Annotated in this window: 16 protein-coding genes; 5 read left to right on the forward strand and 11 right to left on the reverse strand. The window is 68.1% G+C overall.

Going from position 1 to position 15942, the window contains the following annotated elements; all coding sequences use genetic code 11:
* Positions 1–49: 49 nt before the first annotated feature.
* The 4 genes from smc to ACJH71_RS07310 all read right to left on the reverse strand — a co-directional run bounded on the left by smc (position 50) and on the right by ACJH71_RS07310 (position 4865).
* Positions 50–3640: a chromosome segregation protein SMC gene (gene smc / locus ACJH71_RS07295; protein ID WP_406757358.1), complete on the reverse strand. Its 3591-nt coding sequence runs from the start codon at positions 3638–3640 to the stop codon at positions 50–52.
* Between the two features lie 19 nt (positions 3641–3659).
* A complete protein-coding gene (locus ACJH71_RS07300; protein WP_406757359.1) occupies positions 3660–3941 on the reverse strand; it encodes an acylphosphatase in 282 nt (93 codons plus the stop codon).
* Positions 3928–4344, reverse strand: a complete 417-nt coding sequence (locus ACJH71_RS07305; RefSeq protein WP_406757360.1) for an OsmC family protein — start codon at positions 4342–4344, stop codon at positions 3928–3930. The genes ACJH71_RS07300 and ACJH71_RS07305 overlap by 14 nt, the downstream gene beginning before the upstream one ends.
* 128 nt (positions 4345–4472) lie before the next feature.
* Positions 4473–4865, reverse strand: a complete 393-nt coding sequence (locus ACJH71_RS07310; protein ID WP_406757361.1) for a nuclear transport factor 2 family protein — start codon at positions 4863–4865, stop codon at positions 4473–4475.
* Positions 4866–5136: 271 nt separating this feature from the next.
* Between ACJH71_RS07310 and ACJH71_RS07315 the strand changes: the two genes are divergently transcribed.
* The 3 genes from ACJH71_RS07315 (at position 5137) to ACJH71_RS07325 (ending at position 7759) form a co-directional block, all read left to right on the forward strand.
* Positions 5137–6240, forward strand: coding sequence for a helix-turn-helix transcriptional regulator (locus tag ACJH71_RS07315; RefSeq protein ID WP_406757362.1), 1104 nt, complete (start codon positions 5137–5139; stop codon positions 6238–6240).
* Between the two features lie 82 nt (positions 6241–6322).
* Positions 6323–6952, forward strand: coding sequence for a DJ-1/PfpI family protein (locus ACJH71_RS07320; RefSeq protein WP_406757363.1), 630 nt, complete (start codon positions 6323–6325; stop codon positions 6950–6952).
* Positions 6953–6985: 33 nt separating this feature from the next.
* Positions 6986–7759, forward strand: coding sequence for a PIG-L deacetylase family protein (locus tag ACJH71_RS07325; protein WP_406757364.1), 774 nt, complete (start codon positions 6986–6988; stop codon positions 7757–7759).
* 114 nt (positions 7760–7873) lie between these two features.
* Here the strand turns inward: ACJH71_RS07325 and mutM are convergent, their stop codons facing one another.
* Genes mutM through sepIVA form a run of 4 tightly spaced genes read right to left on the reverse strand, consistent with a single transcriptional unit; the run spans position 7874 to position 10814 of the window.
* Positions 7874–8719, reverse strand: coding sequence for a DNA-formamidopyrimidine glycosylase (gene mutM, locus ACJH71_RS07330; RefSeq protein WP_406757365.1), 846 nt, complete (start codon positions 8717–8719; stop codon positions 7874–7876).
* Between the two features lie 2 nt (positions 8720–8721).
* Positions 8722–9432 carry a ribonuclease III gene (rnc, locus tag ACJH71_RS07335; RefSeq protein WP_406757366.1) on the reverse strand — a complete coding sequence of 237 codons (711 nt, stop codon included), beginning with the start codon at positions 9430–9432 and terminating at the stop codon, positions 8722–8724.
* Complete coding sequence (locus tag ACJH71_RS07340; RefSeq protein WP_406757367.1) at positions 9429–10037, reverse strand: YceD family protein; 609 nt, start codon at positions 10035–10037, stop codon at positions 9429–9431. Before ACJH71_RS07340 ends, rnc begins: the two co-directional genes overlap by 4 nt.
* A gap of 39 nt (positions 10038–10076) precedes the next feature.
* Positions 10077–10814, reverse strand: coding sequence for a cell division protein SepIVA (gene sepIVA, locus ACJH71_RS07345; RefSeq protein ID WP_406757368.1), 738 nt, complete (start codon positions 10812–10814; stop codon positions 10077–10079).
* A gap of 143 nt (positions 10815–10957) precedes the next feature.
* Between sepIVA and purU the strand changes: the two genes are divergently transcribed.
* Both purU and ACJH71_RS07355 read left to right on the forward strand, forming a co-directional pair.
* Positions 10958–11899, forward strand: coding sequence for a formyltetrahydrofolate deformylase (purU, locus tag ACJH71_RS07350; RefSeq protein ID WP_406757369.1), 942 nt, complete (start codon positions 10958–10960; stop codon positions 11897–11899).
* Positions 11900–11939: 40 nt separating this feature from the next.
* Complete coding sequence (locus ACJH71_RS07355) at positions 11940–12494, forward strand: DUF4334 domain-containing protein (RefSeq protein WP_406757370.1); 555 nt, start codon at positions 11940–11942, stop codon at positions 12492–12494.
* On the opposite strand, the gene ACJH71_RS07360 is transcribed toward ACJH71_RS07355, so the two are convergent.
* From ACJH71_RS07360 to ACJH71_RS07370, 3 genes are read right to left on the reverse strand one after another with little or no spacing between them, the layout of a single operon-like run.
* The gene (locus tag ACJH71_RS07360) at positions 12491–14476 is read right to left on the reverse strand and encodes a 5-oxoprolinase/urea amidolyase family protein (RefSeq protein WP_406757371.1); all 1986 of its coding nucleotides are present in this window, start codon (positions 14474–14476) and stop codon (positions 12491–12493) included. The genes ACJH71_RS07355 and ACJH71_RS07360 overlap by 4 nt on opposite strands.
* Positions 14473–15099: an urea amidolyase associated protein UAAP2 gene (locus ACJH71_RS07365; RefSeq protein ID WP_406757372.1), complete on the reverse strand. Its 627-nt coding sequence runs from the start codon at positions 15097–15099 to the stop codon at positions 14473–14475. The genes ACJH71_RS07360 and ACJH71_RS07365 overlap by 4 nt, the downstream gene beginning before the upstream one ends.
* Complete coding sequence (locus ACJH71_RS07370) at positions 15096–15854, reverse strand: DUF1989 domain-containing protein (RefSeq protein WP_406757373.1); 759 nt, start codon at positions 15852–15854, stop codon at positions 15096–15098. Before ACJH71_RS07370 ends, ACJH71_RS07365 begins: the two co-directional genes overlap by 4 nt.
* Positions 15855–15942: the final 88 nt, after the last annotated feature.

A 15942-nucleotide genomic window follows, 5' to 3' on the forward strand; every position in this document is an offset into this window, starting at 1 on the left:
CGGTCCCAGCTTCGGCTCTCCTCCGTCGAGCCTCGCTGAACCGCCGGGTTCACGCCTGGCTGGAAACGAGCTCTTCGCCCCGGATGCGTTGGGAGATCACTGCGGTGATCCCGTCGCCCTGCATGGTCACGCCGTAGAGCGCGTCGGCCACTTCCATGGTCGGCTTCTGGTGGGTGATGACGATGAGCTGCGAGCGGGCCCGCAGCATCTCGAACAGCGCCAGCAGCCGGCGCAGGTTGGTGTCATCCAGCGCGGCCTCGACCTCGTCCATGATGTAGAACGGCGACGGGCGGGCCCGGAAGATCGCCACCAGCATGGCGATGGCGGTCAGCGACTTCTCCCCGCCGGACAGCAGCGAGAGCCGCTTGACCTTCTTGCCGGGCGGCCGAGCCTCGACGTCGACGCCGGTGGTCAGCATGTCGCCGGGATCGGTCAGCAGCAGCCGGCCTTCGCCGCCGGGGAAAAGCGCCGCGAACACCTCGGTGAACTCGCGCTCCACGTCGGCGTAGGCGTCGGTGAAGACCTGCAGGATGCGCGCGTCGACCTCCGAGACCACATCGAGGAGGTCTTTGCGGGCCGCCTTGACGTCCTCGAGCTGAGTCGACAGGAAGTTGTAGCGCTCCTCGAGCGCCGCGAACTCCTCGAGCGCCAGCGGGTTGACCCGGCCCAGTTCGGCCAGCTCGCGTTCGGCGCGTTTGGCCCGGCGCTCCTGGGTGGCGCGGTCGAAGGGCATCGGGGCGGGGGCCATCACCAGTTCACCGCGGTCCCGGGCCTGCTCGTACTCGGCCATCTCCAGTTCGGTCGGTGGCAGCGCGACGTCCGGGCCGTATTCGGCGATCAGGTCTGCCGAGCTCATACCGAACTGTTCGAGCACGGTCTGCTCGAGTTGTTCGATGCGCAAGGCGGCCTGCGCCTTGGCGACTTCGTCGCGGTGCAGTGACTCGGTGAGCGCGGTGAGCCGGGTGCTCTGGGCGTTCACCTCGTCGCGGACGGCGACCATCGCGGCGGCTCGCTGCTGGCGTTCACTGGCCAGCCCATCGCGGATCCGCGCCGCCGCGGTCACCACATGTTGCAGACGGCGGGCCAGCGAGCTGCCAGCGTCGGCCACCGCCGCCGCTGTCGTCGCCGCGCGTGCGCGTGCGGCGCGGGCCTGCTCGGCGCGCACCCGCGCCTCGCGCTCGGCCGCTGCCGCCCGGCGCAGCGAGTCCGCCTTACCGCGTACCGCGTTGGCGCGTTCCTCGGCGGTACGTACCGCCAGCCTGGCCTCCACCTCGACGCTGCGCGCCGCCTCGGCTGCCGCCGCGATCTGCTGGCGATCCACCGGTTCGGCGGCCGCGGTCGGCTGGTCCTCTTCGGCGTTGCGCAGCCGGGCCTCCAGTTCGCCCAGCTCCGTGACGGTCTGCGCTCGGCCGGTCTCCAGCTCGTCGCGCTCACGCAGCCGGCGGTGCCATTCGGCCTCGGCGGCGCGGGCTTCTTGCCCCAGTCGGCCCAGTTGCTCGTGGGTCGCGGCGATGGCGGCATCGGACTCGTTGAGCGCGGCCAGTGCCTGCTCGGTGGCGTCTCGGCGCGCGGACTGCTCGGCCAGCGCTCCGGAAAGAGCCGCACCGAGTTCGCCGGCCTGTGTCTCCGCGGCGGCCAGTTCGGCACGGGCCTTGTCGATCTCGCTGTTGATCTCCAGGGTGGACGGCTTGCGATCCGATCCGCCGCTGACCCAGCCCGCACCGACCAGATCACCGTCTAGCGTCACCGCGCGCACCCCGGGGCGCGCGGCCACCAGGTCCAGCGCCTTGGGCAGGTCGTCGACCACCGCCACCGCCGACAGCATGGCCGTCATCGCGCCGCGCAACTTCTCGGGGGTCTCGATGAGCTCCACTGCCCAGAGCGCTCCGTCGGGCAGCACCGCACGCTGTTCGGTGGCTGGCAGCGGCCAGTCCCCCAGCACGATGGCGGTCCGGCCGCCGTCGGCGGTCTTCAGCGCGTGTAGCGCCGAGCGGGCCGCGCCGGCATTCTCCGCGGCCAGCGCGTCGGCCGCGGACCCGAGCACCGCGGCCAGCGCCGCCTCGTACCCCGAGCGCACCTTGACCAGCTTCGCGATCGACCCGAACAGTCCGGGACCGCTGTGGTTCGCCGCGAGCCAGGCGGCGCCGTCCCGGCGTTCCAGCCCCATCGACAAGGCCTCGATGCGAGCGTGCAGCGAAGCCACCTGCCGCTCGGCGGCGCGCTCGGCCGCCTGAAGTTCGGCGACGCGCTCATCTGCCAGCTGCAGGGTGGCCACGGTCCGCTCGTGGTGGTCGTCCAGACCGACCTCGCCCTGATCCAGCTCGGAGACCCGACCCTGAATCGTTTCGAACTCCGCCTGCGCGGCCTGGGCCCGCCCGGCGGCTTCCTCGATGCGCGTCGAAAGCTGCCCGACGTGCGTGTCGATCGATTCGACCCGCGCCCGGATCGTCTCCACCTGGCCGGTCAGCCGGGCCAGGCCCTCCCGCCGGTCGGCTTCGGCACGGACCGCGGCCAGATGCGCCTTCTCCGCCTCGGTGCTGCGGCGCTCCCGTTCGGCCAGCTCGGCGCGTGCCGCCTCCAGCCGGATACCGGCCTCGGCCAGCTCGGCCAGCAGTTGCTGCTCGGCCGCGGCCACCTGCTCGGCCTCGGCTTCCAGTGCGTCCGGGTCGACGCCGGCGGTGGTGATCGGCTCCTCGTCGAGATGGTGCGCGCGTTCGCTGGCAATGCGCACCGTCGCGCTGACCCGCTCGGCCAGCGCGGAGAGCGAGAACCAGGTCTGCTGGGCGCTCTCGGCGCGCTGGGTCAAGCTGGCGACCGCGGACTCGTGGGCGGTCAGTTCGTCGGCGGCCACCGCCAAACGCTCGGTGATCTGGTCGTGTTCGCGGCGCAGCGTCGCCTCGGCGTCGGTGGTTCCGGCGAACTCTGCTTGCCGCGACACCAGGTCGTCGGCGGTCAGCCGCAGCTTGGCGTCACGCAGGTCGGCCTGGATGGTGGCCGCTCGCCGTGCGACTTCGGCCTGGCGGCCCAGCGGTTTGAGCTGGCGGCGCAACTCGGTGGTCAAGTCGGTCAGGCGGGCCAGGTTGGCCGCCATCGCATCCAGCTTGCGGACCGCCTTCTCTTTACGCTTGCGGTGCTTGAGCACCCCGGCGGCCTCTTCGATGAACGCCCGGCGATCTTCGGGCCGCGATTCCAGGATCTGCGCCAGCCGGCCCTGGCCGACGATGACGTGCATCTCTCGGCCGATGCCGGAGTCGCTGAGCAGCTCCTGGACGTCCATCAACCGGCAGCTCGCACCATTGATCTCGTACTCGCTGGCTCCGTCACGGAACATCCGCCGGGTGATCGAGACCTCGGCGTACTCGATCGGCAGCGCGTTGTCGGAGTTGTCGATGGTGACGGTGACCTCGGCGCGACCCAGCGGGGCGCGCGAGGAAGTGCCGGCGAAGATGACGTCTTCCATCTTCCCGCCACGCAGGGTCTTGGCGCTGTGCTCCCCCATCACCCAGGCCAGCGCGTCGACCACATTGGATTTGCCCGAACCATTGGGTCCGACCACCGCGGTGATGCCCGGTTCGAAGCGCAGAGTCGTCGGCGCGGCGAAGGACTTGAAGCCCTTCAGCGTCAAACTCTTGAGATGCACGGGACGTGAGACTACCGGGCTAGCGTTCGGCGAATCCGTCGATCGGGTCCCTGGCGTCCGTCCAGTCGGCGACGACGGTGTCCACCCGCCCCGGTGTGGTGCCACCCTGCAGCAGCTCCAACAGGCGCTGGCAGTTCGCGCGGGGCCCCTGAGCTACCACATGAACACGGCCGCCGGGCCGATTGGCGGCGTAGCCCGTCAGGCCCAGCTCGAGTGCCCGCGACCGTGTCCACCACCGAAAGCCGACGCCCTGGACGTGGCCGTGCACCCAGGCGGACAGGCGGACGTCAGGACCGGTCACCGGAGTCGATCTCGAAGCGCACCTCGGTGCCGGATTTCAGGGTGCGCCCCACGGTGCAGACCTGGTCGACGGCGCGGTACACGACGGTCAGCAGCCGCTGTTTGTCCACTTCATCCAGAGCCGACAGGTCCAGCTTCAGGACTTCTTCCAGCAGCGGATAGCGCTCCTGCTCCCGATCGGCCGGGCCGGAGACCTCGATGGTGGCCCGGTAATCGTCGCCGAGCCGGCGCGCCAGTGGGGCGTCACTGGACATTCCGCTGCACGCGGCCAGCGCGATCTTCAGCAGTTCTCCGGGGGTGAAGACGCCGGCGACGTCTTCACTGCCGACCAGCACCTGCGCGCCCCTGGAACTGTGTCCGGTGTAGCGGCGGGTTCCGGTTCGTTCCACCCATAATTCGGTCATGCGGACATCTTGGCAGCCCCGGACGTGACCGCGCCGAACGTGCGCTCGGAGTGCGCACGCGGATGCCGCTGGGCCAATGGCGGCGACCCGCTGCGCCCGGCTCCGCCGCGCTGGCGATCCCCGCTAGGTCAGTCGGCCACCGCCGCAGCAGGCTTTCTGCCGTACTGGCGCTCCATCATGGCCGTGTCGCCGTACACCTGCACCCGCACGGTCTTGCCGTTACGCAGGGTGTAGACCTCGGCACTGTGGCCCCGTTCGCCGCCGATCGCCGCCTCGCTCAGGACGACGACGGTCTCCCCGTCGGCCAGGAAGCGCTGGGGGGTGATCGTCGGTGACTTCTGCCCCAACTGCATCAGGAACTCCATGAGTTCCCCTTTGCCGCGGTAGGTTCCGCTGATCGCACTCTCGCCGGGCTGCACCCATTCGATGTCGTCATCGAAGAGCGCCATCAGGGATTCGGTGTCGCCGGAGGCGAACGCCTGGTAGCCATTGCGCACCAGCGTGATGTTCTGCTCGGACATCTGTCGGGTCCTTTCTTAGGTATTCTCTTGCGCCCGGCCCACTTTCACGCATAAGAGCCGGAACATCTCACGCGCCAAGTGCGCGGCTTGCACGGCCGACGCTTGCTGATTGGCGGCATCCATAAGGCAAGCACCATCGCCGCAAAATTGCCTCATCCCAATGGACGAGATCCGCGTAAACTTTTGCGACGAGAAGACAAGCGTCTTCCGATCCCTTCACAACCGGGAGCATGCGGAATGTCCAGGCCTATCAATGGATTCAGGGCCCGCGATGAGCGCGATCGATGAATTCTCACAACTGATCTCTCGTATTTACTCCGCGGTACTGGCTCCCGACGAATGGGATCTCGCCATGGCCGCCATCGCCGGCGCCTTCACGGCGCATACGGCGTCGCTGGTGCTCTCCGACAACGTCTCGCGCACGCTGAAGCACGCGCAGATGCCGCCGTCAGCGGCTGCGGCCTACGCGGCGCACTACGAACGGCTGGATCACGTCCTTTATGCGGTGGAGACCGGGCCGGTGGGCGTGGTACGGACCGGCGCTGAACTCATGTGGCCCTACCAAAATTGCGAGTTTCAGATCGACTGGGCTCGCCCGAATGGACTACACGACGGACTATTCGTTCGGCTCACTTCCGGAACGACGATGACCAGTCTGGCCATCGCCAACACAAAGCAATCGGAGCGGTTCGACAATCCCGAGAATCTTGCGTTGATGAACCGTCTGATTCCGCATCTGCAACAAGCGCTCCGATTGCAGGACCGTCTTGAAGATCTGGATCGCCGCAATGCTGATCTCACGGAGGCCAGTGAGGCCGTCCGTCACGGGGTCGTCATCGTCGAAGGACGGCGATGCGTGTACGCCAATGGTGCCGCGGAGCGCATTCTGGGTTCCGACGACGGCTTGCGGATCGAACGAGGCTGCATCACAGCCGAGTCCTCGCACGCCGACGCGGAGTTGGAGCACGGCATCGCCCGACTGTCCAAGGCCGAAAGCCAGGAGATCTGGGGCGGTTCATTCCTGTGCGCACGCCCCTCCGGGCGACGCCCGTACATCGTTCATGTCCTACCGGTCGAAGCGAATTCCTTTGCGACACTGCGCTCCGGACGGGCCATGGTGATCATCGTCGACCCCGAACGACAGCCGGAACCACCCGCGATACTGCTGCGACGCCTGTACGGACTGACGAAAGCCGAAGCAGAGGTGGCCCTCTTGGTGATGCGAGGCGAGGGGCTGACCCCGATCGCCGAAGAGCTGTCGGTGTCGCTGACCACCGTGAAGACCCACCTGAGGCACATCTTCGACAAGACCGGCATTCATCGCCAGGCCGAACTCGTTCGGCTGCTGATCCTGCTCGGCCCCATGCGCGGATAGCGAGATCTGCGGATCCGGCGCCGCAGGACTATCGTCAGAGTTGTCCCGCAACACCATTCGCCGAAGGGCCGGGAGGCCATCCGTGCAGGTAGCGATCCCGCTCTTCCCACGATTCACCGCGCTGGACGCGATCGGGCCGTACGAGGTGCTGCAACGGATCCCAGATGCCGAGGTGGTTTTCGTCGGGCACCGCCGAGGCGAGGTCCGCAGCGACAACGGGATGCTCGGAGTCCTCTGTGACGCCCGATTCGACGAACTGACTGCGCCGGAGGTCTTGGTCGTCCCCGGCGGTGTCGGGACGCGAACACTACTCGACGACGCGGAATTGCTCGACTGGATACGCAGCGCCCACACCCACACCAGGTTCACCACCTCGGTATGTACCGGCTCACTGCTGCTGGCCGCCGCGGGGCTCTTGGATGGGTTGACCGCGACCACTCATTGGAGCGCCGTCGGATTGCTGGAACACCTGGGCGCCAGCTACGTGGAGCAACGTGTGGTCGAGCATCTGCCGGAGCGGATAGTGACCTCCGCGGGGGTCTCCAGCGGCATCGACATGGCGCTGCGGCTCGTCGAACTGTTAGCCGACGCCGAGGCGGCCCGCGCTGTCCAGCTACTGATCGAATACGACCCGCAACCGCCGTTTGACTGCGGATCGCTGGCCAAGGCCGGCGAGGACGTTCGACGGCGCGTCGCGCAGCTGAGGCGCTGACACAGCCGACCGCCGCGGGCATACTGGGCTTTTATGGCGACGGTGGTCGCGTTCCACGCCCATCCCGACGACGAAGCGATTCTGACCGGGGGAACTCTGGCGCGGGCGGCCGCCGAGGGACATCGCGTAGTCGTGGTGGTGGCGACCGATGGACGCGTCAATGACGACGATGGCGATCGGCTCGTCGAATTGCACGCGAGCGCAACGGCCCTCGGGGCCCACCGGGTCGAATGCCTGGGCTACGCCGACAGCGGCTTCGGGGCGGAGTTCTATCCTGACCCGCCGGGGCGGATCAGGTTCGCCCGCGCCGACCTCGAAGAGGCAGCACAGCGACTGGCAGCCATCCTGCGTGACGAAGACGCCGATCTGCTCCTGAGCTACCAGTCCAACGGCGGCTATGGCCACCGCGATCACGTGCGGGTTCATCATGTCGGCAAGCGGGCCGCGCAGATCGCGGCGACGCCGCGCGTGCTCGAGGCGACGATGCCCCGGGAGATGCTGACCCGGGTCGCCGACGGCGCACGTTTACTGCACCTGCCGGCGCCTTACGGGCGCGAGGTGGTACGCACGGCATACGCACCGGCATCAAGCATCACGCACCGGATCAACGTGTTTCGGTTTGCCCGGCAGAAGCGCGATGCCTTCGCCGCGCACCGCTCCCAGATCGGCGCCAGCGCCGCCGCCGCGCGGCTGTTCGCGGTGCTGATGCGGCTTCCCCCACAGGCGGCCGGCCTGATTTTCGGCCGGGAGTGGTTCATCGATCCGAATCTGCCGCCGGGCAGGGTGCACCGCAACATCTTCGAGTGATCGAAGGCTGGTCGCCGCGGCGCGGGGGCCGCTACGGCGCGAGCGTGCGCAGAATGCCACGATTCTCGGCGTGTTGGCGTGCAAACACGCACGCTCGCCGAAAGGGAACGGCAGTCAGCGTTGGCATTTCGGGCAAAAATACGACGAGCGGTTCATGAACTTTTCCCGGCGGATCGGCGTCCCGCAGCGGCGGCACGGCTCGTCTTCACGGCCATAGGCGTCCAGTGACCTGCTGAAGTAACCGGATTCACCGTTGACGTTGACGTACAGCGAATCGAACGAGGTGCCCCCGGCGGCCAGTGCGTCGTTCATCACCGCTGCTGCCGCACCCAGCAGTGCCCGCAGCCGCGGCCGGGACAGTCGGTCGGCCATTCGGGTGCCGCGAATCCCCGCCCGCCACAGCGCTTCGTCGGCGTAGATGTTGCCGATTCCGGCCACCACCGTCTGGTCGAGTAGTTGGCGTTTGATCTCGGAGTGTTTGCGCCGCAGCACCTCCACCACCGACTCGGCGTCGAAGCGCGGGTCCAGCGGGTCGCGGGCGATGTGGGCGACCGGGACCGGCAGCACGCTGCCGTCCACGGCGACCAGGTCGGTGAGCTGCCACCCGCCGAACGTGCGCTGGTCGACGAAGCTGACCTTCGTACCGTCGTCGAGCACGGCGGCGATCCGCAGGTGCCTGGCGTCGGGAAGCTCCCCCAGCAACATCTGACCGCTCATCCCCAGGTGCACCACCAGCGCCTCGTCGGCCGCTGCCCCGCTCAGCAGCAGCCACAGGTACTTGCCCCGCCGGTCGGTGCCGGTGATCTTCGCGCCCAGCAAGCGACCGGTCAGATCGGCGGGGCCGGCGTCGTGCCGGCGCACCGCCCGCGGATGGTGCACCCGCACCCCGGTGATCGTGCGCCCGACCAGGTGCTCGTTCAGGCCGCGCCGAACCACCTCGACCTCGGGGAGTTCGGGCATGCTCAGGCCTGCGGCGTGTTGTCCAGCGCGTCCAGCGCCTGCCAGGCCGCCGCCGCGGCCTTCTGTTCGGCTTCCTTCTTGGTCCGGCCGACTCCGGTTCCGTATGCGGTCTCCGATACGACGGCAGTCGCGGTGAACTCACGGTCATGGTCGGGTCCGGTGGAGCTGACCTGGTAGGACGGCACGCCGAGACCGCGCGCGGCCGTCAGCTCCTGCAGGCTGGTCTTCCAGTCCAGGCCGGCACCCAGCGTGGCCGCGATGTCGAGCAGCGGACCGAACAAGCGCAGGATCACCTCGCGGGCGGTGTCGATTCCGTGCTGGAGGTACACCGCTCCCAGCAGGGACTCCATTCCGTCGGCCAGGATGCTGGATTTGTCGGCGCCGCCGGTGTTTTCCTCGCCCCGACCGAGCAGCAGGTGGGCTCCCAGGCCGTCCTCGGTCAGTCCTCGCGCCACATCGGCCAAGGCGGTGGTGTTGACCACGCTGGAGCGCAGTTTGGCGAGGTCACCCTCGGGCCTGTCCGGGTGGCGATGGAACAGCTCGTCGGTAATGGTCAGTCCGAGCACGGCATCGCCCAGGAACTCCAGGCGCTCGTTGGTGGGCAGACCGCCGTGCTCATAGGCGTAACTGCGATGCGTGACGGCCAGCGTGAGCAAGTCGTCGGCGAGATCCACGCCGAGTGCATCCAGCACAGCTTGCCGGGGACGGCTCACCGCTCACCGTCGTCGCTCGGCCGGCCATCGTCCTGCGGTTCAAGCATTCCCGCCAATTTCGCCCAGCGCGGATCGATCTTGTCGTGGCGATGCCCGGGCTCCGCGGTGGCCAGTACCGCCCCGCAGTCCGGGCACAGTCCGGGACAGTCGGGGTCGCACAGCGGGGACAGTGGCAATGCCAGACCGACCGCGTCGACGATGGCCTGTTCGAGGTCCACCGCGTCGTCGACGACACGGCCCATCTCGTCGTCGTCGGTGGTGGCGTCGGTGGTGCTGTCGGGGTAGGCGAACAGTTCCGTCAGCTCGACTTCGACCTCGCCGGTCAGTGGTTGCAGGCAACGCGCGCATTCGCCCGCGGTGCGCGCCGACACCACGCCGCTGACCAGAACGCCCTCAGATACCGACTCCACCCGCAGATCCAGATCGACTGCGGCGTCCGCAGGAATCGCCACCAAGTCCAGCCCGATGCGGTTGGGGCTGATCCGCTGCTCGTGCAGCGGCAGCAGCGCACCGGGGCGTCGTCCCAACCGGGAGACATTGACCACGAACGGCGCAGGCAGCCGTCGGTGTGCTGCCTTCATACCTGCGCCGGGGTGCCTCGCCATGCCGCGATTCTACGCAGCGCGTTCCTCGACGTTCTCGGGTCAGCGAGTCGCGTAGTCGTGAGTGCCCGCAGCGGTACGCAGTTGGTGACGACCACGGTTGATCGAACGCAGCGTGCCGTTGAGGAAGTCCTCGAATTCGGCCAGCTTGGCGTCGACGTAGATGTCGCATTCGCCGCGCATCCGGTCGGCCTCGGCGTGTGCCGAATCGATCAGCCGGGTGGATTCGGCGCGTGCCGAGGTCACCACCTCGTTCTGCGACACCAGCCGCTGCTGTTCCTTGATGCCCTCCTGTACGGCCTTCTCGTAAGCGGCGTTGCCGTTCTCGACCAGTCGGTCGCATTCCGCCTGAGCGCGGCTGGTGGCGGTCTCGAACTCACGCTTGGCGGTGGCGCTCAGCCGGGCCGCCTCTTCACGGGCCTCGCCGACCATCCGCTCGCTGTGTCCGCGGGCCTCGGCCACCATCCGGTCAGCCTGCCCCTTGGCATCAGCCAGCAACCGGTCGGCCTCCGCGCGAGCATGGCTGACCAGCGAGTCGGCTTCGGTGGTAGCCGCGCCGACCATCGACTCCGCGTGCTCCTTGGCCTCATTGAGGACCGAGTCGCGGGCGTCAAGAACGTCTTGGGCGTCGTCCAACTCTCCGGGGATGGCGTCGCGGATGTCGTCGATCAACTCCAGGACGTCACCGCGAGGTACCACACAACCGGCCGTCATGGGCACGCCACGGGCCTCTTCGACAATGGAGCCCAGTTCGTCAAGGGCTTCGAACACTCGGTACACGGCAGCACCCTCCAGGCATAGTTGTTGTTACTAGTGTGCCCTGTGTTACGCGTGTGACAGTGTTAGCCGCCCGGTGTGTCGGATTCTCGTGCACTTCACCGGTAGCCTGACCCGTTGAAGTCGGCGATGAGCGAAGGGCGGCCATGACGAACGGTTCCGGGGGCCACGGGGGCACCGCGACACCAGGGCAGGCCCCACAGGGCTATCCGCAACAGTCCGGCGCCCAGGCCACCACCGATATCGGCCGACTGCTGCTGAGCTGTCGGGACAGCCACGGCATCATCGCCGCGGTCAGCGCCTTTCTGGCCGAGGCCGGCGCCAACATCATCTCGCTGGATCAGCACTCGACCGCACCCGAAGACGGGACCTTCGTGCAGCGGGCGATCTTTCACCTGCCCGGCCTGCCGGCAGCCCTCGACGGACTCCAGGAGCGCTTCGGCGCCACCGTGGCCCGGCGGTTCGCCATGGATTACCGGTTCACCGAGGCCGCCAAGCCCAAGCGGGTGGCGATCATGGCGTCCAAGACCGACCATTGCCTGCTGGACCTGTTGTGGCGCAACCGCCGCGGCGAGTTGGAGATGAACGTGGCGATGGTGATCTCCAATCACCCGGAACTCGCCGAGCAGGTACGCCCGTTCGGGGTGCCGTTCTTCCACATCCCCGCAACCCGCGACATCCGCGCCGATGCCGAACAGCGGCAGCTGCAGTTGCTCTGCGGCAACGTGGATCTGGTCGTGCTGGCCCGCTACATGCAGATCATCACCGGTGACTTCATCGAGGCGGTGGGCTGTCCGCTGATCAACATCCATCACTCCTTCTTGCCGGCGTTCATCGGTGCGGCGCCCTATCAGCGAGCACGGGAACGCGGCGTGAAACTGATCGGCGCCACCGCGCACTACGTCACCGAGGTGCTCGACGAGGGTCCGATCATCGAACAGGACGTGGTGCGGGTGGACCACACCCACAGCGTCACCGATCTGGTGCGACTGGGCGCCGACGTGGAGCGAGCGGTGTTGTCGCGGGCAGTGCAGTGGCACTGCCAGGACCGGGTGATCCGGGTGGGCAACGAGACGGTGGTGCTCTAAGTCGCTCCGGAGTTGACATCTGTCAAGTACGGTGTTGCGCATGGCTGTCCAGGACTTGTTCTCCAGCGTGCCGACGACCACTGCCGAGGCCTGTGAGATCTTCGATGCCGCCGAGGCCGTCGACCCCGATTTCATGGTCGGCACCTGGCATGGCTCCGAGCTGCCGACCGGCCACCCCCTGGACGGGCTGTTGGCCGCCACCGGCTGGTGGGGCAAGCAGTTCGTGGATGCCGAAACCGTCCATCCGCTGCTGTTCCCCACCCGCGACGGATCTGCGCTGTGGGCGTTCAACCCGGTGCTGGCGTTCAGTGTCCTCGGACTCGCCGCGAAGTTGCCGGCGCTGAAGAAACGCTCGTTCCTCGGGCAGATCAACGCGGTGGCGCCACTGGTGCGGACCCGGTCGCCCCGGGCTCGGCTGCGCACCACCCGGTTCCGCGGAGTCGACAGCGCCACGATGGTCTACGACCAGGCACCGGTCAACGACGTCTTCCGCCGGCTCTCCGATGACGCGGTGATCGGCGCGATGGACCTGCGGGGCTCGTCGCGACCATACTTCTTCGTGCTGCGCCGCGACGATTCGCTGAAATTGGCCTAACCGCTGGCGATTTCGCCGGCGTCGTGCCACGCATTGCGCTCCGCGGTGAACGCGGCGACCTGTTGGTGGCGGAATCCAGCAATGCTCTCGGTGTTGTCGGCCAGGAATCGGCGGTAGGCCGGCAGTGAGAACTCGCCGTCGGCGATCTCCACCCGACCACGCCCGGCCGCCATGTCGGCACGCAACTCCAGGAGCTCCTCGGCCCCAACCGGATAGAAGCTGATGCGGTCGAAGTAGCGCAGCAGCCAAGGGGTTTCGGCATCGAACAGCCCGGCGGTGGCATGCCGGTGGTTCCACACCTGGGTGGTGCGCCCGACGAACTGGTAGCCGCCGGGCCCCTCGATGCCGTAGATACACAGGTAGGCGCCGCCGATCCCCACGGCGTTCTCCGGGGTCCAGGTGCGGGCGGGGTTGTATTTGGTGGTCACCAGCCGATGCCGGGGATCCAGCGGGGTGGCCACCGGCGCGCCGAGGTAGATGTCGCCCAGCCCCAGCACCAGGTACTGCGCGTCGAACACGATGTCGTACACCTGCGCGATGTCGTCGAGGCCGTTGATGCGCCTGATGAACTCGATGTTCGACGGGCACCACGGAGCGTCGGGGCGCACGCCGTACATGTAGCGGCGAATGGCCTCATGGGTGCCGGGGTCGTCCCAGCTCAGCGGGAGGCGCACCGCGCGGCTCGGCACCACGAGTTCATCGCAGGGCGGCAGCGCGTCGTCGATGGCGGCCACCTCCTCGATCACCTCGGCGCAGGAAGACTGCTCGGTGTCGAATTGGATCTGCAGTGACCGCACACCCGGGGTCAGTTCGGCCAGCCCGGGCAATCCCCGCTGACGGAGTTGGTCATAGAGCACCTGCACCCGCGCCCGTAGCGCCAAATCCAGGGTCATCGGTCCGTATTCGAGCAGCACGCCGTTGTCTCCGGCGCGCCGCAATGTGACGGCCGTCCCGTCGCGGCCGGTGTAACGCTGCAGCACTCCGTCGTCGCCGTCGCCGGAGCGGGAGACCACGACGGGCAATGCCGCGCGCCGCTGCACACCCAGTGCTGCCGTCGGTGGAGCGTGGTCGGCACGGATCGGCACCAGGCGCACCGTGTCGCCGGGCGAGAGCTGGCCGAGTTTCCATCGGTCGCCGCGCACCACCGTCACCGGGCAGACGAAGCCGCCCAGACTGGGCCCGTCCGGGCCGAGCAGGATCGGGGTGTCACCGGTGAAGTCCAGCGCCCCGATGCTGTACGCCGTGTCGTGAATGTTGGACGGGTGCAGGCCGGCGTCCCCACCGTCAGGTCTGGCCCATCGTGGTTTCGGCCCCACCAGCCGCACGCCGGTGCGATCGGAATTGAAGTGCACGGTGTAGTCGGTGGTCGTCAGGGTGATCATGTCGGCGCGGGTCATGAATTCCGGTGCCGCGTGCGGACCTTCGGTCACCGCCAGCTCCCAGCGCCGGCCGATGCTGGGCTGACTCTGGCTGGGCGCACGGGTGAGCCTCGGCGGTGCGCCGCCCAGGCCGACGGCGCTGAGTCGATCCGATTCCCGCAATGCCCTGCCATGGTGTCCGCCGAACACCCCTTGGGTGAAAGTAGCCGCGCTGCCCAGGAATTCCGGCGTGGATACGCCACCCTCGACCAGGAGGTAGCAGCGCATCCCCGGCCCGGGGATGATGCCGACCTCCAGGAGGCCACCGGCGGGTACCCGGACCGACTGCCATTGCCCAACCGGGACACCATCCAGGCTGACCGGCACCGCGGCACCGGTGACGCAGACCCAAGCGGGATCTGAAAAGCGCAGGGCCGGTCCGGCTTTGGTGCATTCCAAACCGGCCGCACCTTCGGGATTGCCCAGTACCTGGTTGCCGATCCGAAACGACAGGTCGTCCATCGGCCCGGACGGCGGCACCCCGACATGCCAGTAGCCGACGCGCCCGGGCCAGTCCTGGACCGTGGTGAACATGCCCGGCGAGACCACCTCGATGCCGATCATGTTCGGGTGATCACCATCCGCACCGGTGTCGGGTCGAAGCCGTTGCACGGGTTGTTGATCTGCGGGCAGTTCGACACCAGGACCAGGGTGTCGATCTCGGCGCGCAGGGTCAGGCTCTTACCCGGTGCCGAGAGGCCGTCGACGATGCCCAGCGTGCCGTCCGCTTCGACGGGGACGTTCATGAACCAGTTGATGTTGGAGACGATGTCGCGTTTACCCAGGCCCCACCGGGCCCCCTCGGCGAGGAAGTTCTCCACGCAGGCGTGCTGGTGGGCGGTGTGGTGCCCGTAGCGCAGGGTGTTGGATTCCTGCGAGCAGGCTCCGGCGATGGTGTCGTGGTTGCCGACGTCGTCGGCAACCACGGTCATCAGGGCGGCGCCGTCGGCGGTGCGCAGCACCGATCCGGTGCTCAAGAAGATGTTGCGCGCGGCGGCGACGGTGGCCTGGGCGCTGTACCGGCGGGTGTGGTCGGCGGCGTCGTAGAGCAGGCAGTCCACCGCCTGGTTCCCGTGCAGATCGATGATCTGCAGCAGGTCGCCGGCGCGCACCACTGCCGACCAGGGCGCCCGGGCCGCCACCAGTTCGTCGGAGATGATCTGCGATGGGTGCGAGGGGTTGGTCATGAGCGCTTCCCCGATCCGGCGACCCAAGCCGCCTCCGTGTTCTGCACCGCACGTAGGTATTCCGGGTCCTGGTTGGTCAGGTTTGCCAACTGCTCGCCGGCCTGCCAACCGAGCACGTCCAGTGCGGTGGCGGGAGGCTTGGGATCCAGCGGGTGCGCGGCGTTGGCCAGCACCATTACCACCGGCAGGTGGACCAGCAGGTCAACAGCCGCACCCGCGCCCACCGACCCGGTGAATTCCAGTGCGCCGCTGACGGGATCGACACGCACTCCGCGGAACAGCGACACCGACGGCGCCACGTCCCGAATGTCCATGCCCTGCTTGATCGCGCCCAGCAGGAGCAGTTGACGGCCGGTGGCGTCCGGGCCGCAGAGCAGGTCGTGCTGCCCCGAGGAGTCGGCGACGACGGTGGCCAGTACCCGACCCTGATCGGACAACAGCGGGTGACCGACACCGAGGTAGGCCTGCCACGGCACCTTCATGGTGTCGGCGACATTGAGCCGTTCCCAGGGCGCCTCGGCCCGGTACAGCAGCAGGTGCGCGCACGCCCCGCCGTCGACGTCGATCAGCCGGATCCGGCTGCCGCGGGAGAGCACTTTGGTGGCGTAGCCGTTCGGCGGAATCGACTCGGCCCAGGTCAGTGTCGACGGGTCGACGTCGTCCGGAGCCGCCGGGATGCGCATCGACGCGTGCTGCGCCTGCGCGCGGGCATGGGAACGCGCCCCGTCGGTGGAATCGGTGCGTGGATTGTCCATGACCAGGAAGCTAGCACATTTTCTATCAACTGATAGTTTTTAGCGCGCCAGGCCTCGGCGCGTGATAGGCAGTAAGGCGTGCAGAGCG

The organism is Mycobacterium sp. SMC-15, from assembly GCF_045310925.1.
Classification (GTDB): Bacteria; Actinomycetota; Actinomycetes; order Mycobacteriales; family Mycobacteriaceae; genus Mycobacterium.

What these genes read in the sequence shown, in the direction of transcription:
- ACJH71_RS07305 (WP_406757360.1), bottom strand. Translation starts at nt 4,344, where the DNA reads ATGACCGAATTATGGGTGGAACGAACCGGAACCCGCCGCTACACCGGA.
- ACJH71_RS07310 (WP_406757361.1), bottom strand. Translation starts at nt 4,865, where the DNA reads ATGTCCGAGCAGAACATCACGCTGGTGCGCAATGGCTACCAGGCGTTC.
- ACJH71_RS07315 (WP_406757362.1), top strand. Translation starts at nt 5,137, where the DNA reads ATGAGCGCGATCGATGAATTCTCACAACTGATCTCTCGTATTTACTCC.
- ACJH71_RS07325 (WP_406757364.1), top strand. Translation starts at nt 6,986, where the DNA reads ATGGCGACGGTGGTCGCGTTCCACGCCCATCCCGACGACGAAGCGATT.
- mutM (WP_406757365.1), bottom strand. Translation starts at nt 8,719, where the DNA reads ATGCCCGAACTCCCCGAGGTCGAGGTGGTTCGGCGCGGCCTGAACGAG.
- ACJH71_RS07340 (WP_406757367.1), bottom strand. Translation starts at nt 10,037, where the DNA reads ATGGCGAGGCACCCCGGCGCAGGTATGAAGGCAGCACACCGACGGCTG.
- purU (WP_406757369.1), top strand. Translation starts at nt 10,958, where the DNA reads ATGACGAACGGTTCCGGGGGCCACGGGGGCACCGCGACACCAGGGCAG.
- ACJH71_RS07355 (WP_406757370.1), top strand. Translation starts at nt 11,940, where the DNA reads ATGGCTGTCCAGGACTTGTTCTCCAGCGTGCCGACGACCACTGCCGAG.
- ACJH71_RS07360 (WP_406757371.1), bottom strand. Translation starts at nt 14,476, where the DNA reads ATGATCGGCATCGAGGTGGTCTCGCCGGGCATGTTCACCACGGTCCAG.
- ACJH71_RS07365 (WP_406757372.1), bottom strand. Translation starts at nt 15,099, where the DNA reads ATGACCAACCCCTCGCACCCATCGCAGATCATCTCCGACGAACTGGTG.
- ACJH71_RS07370 (WP_406757373.1), bottom strand. Translation starts at nt 15,854, where the DNA reads ATGGACAATCCACGCACCGATTCCACCGACGGGGCGCGTTCCCATGCC.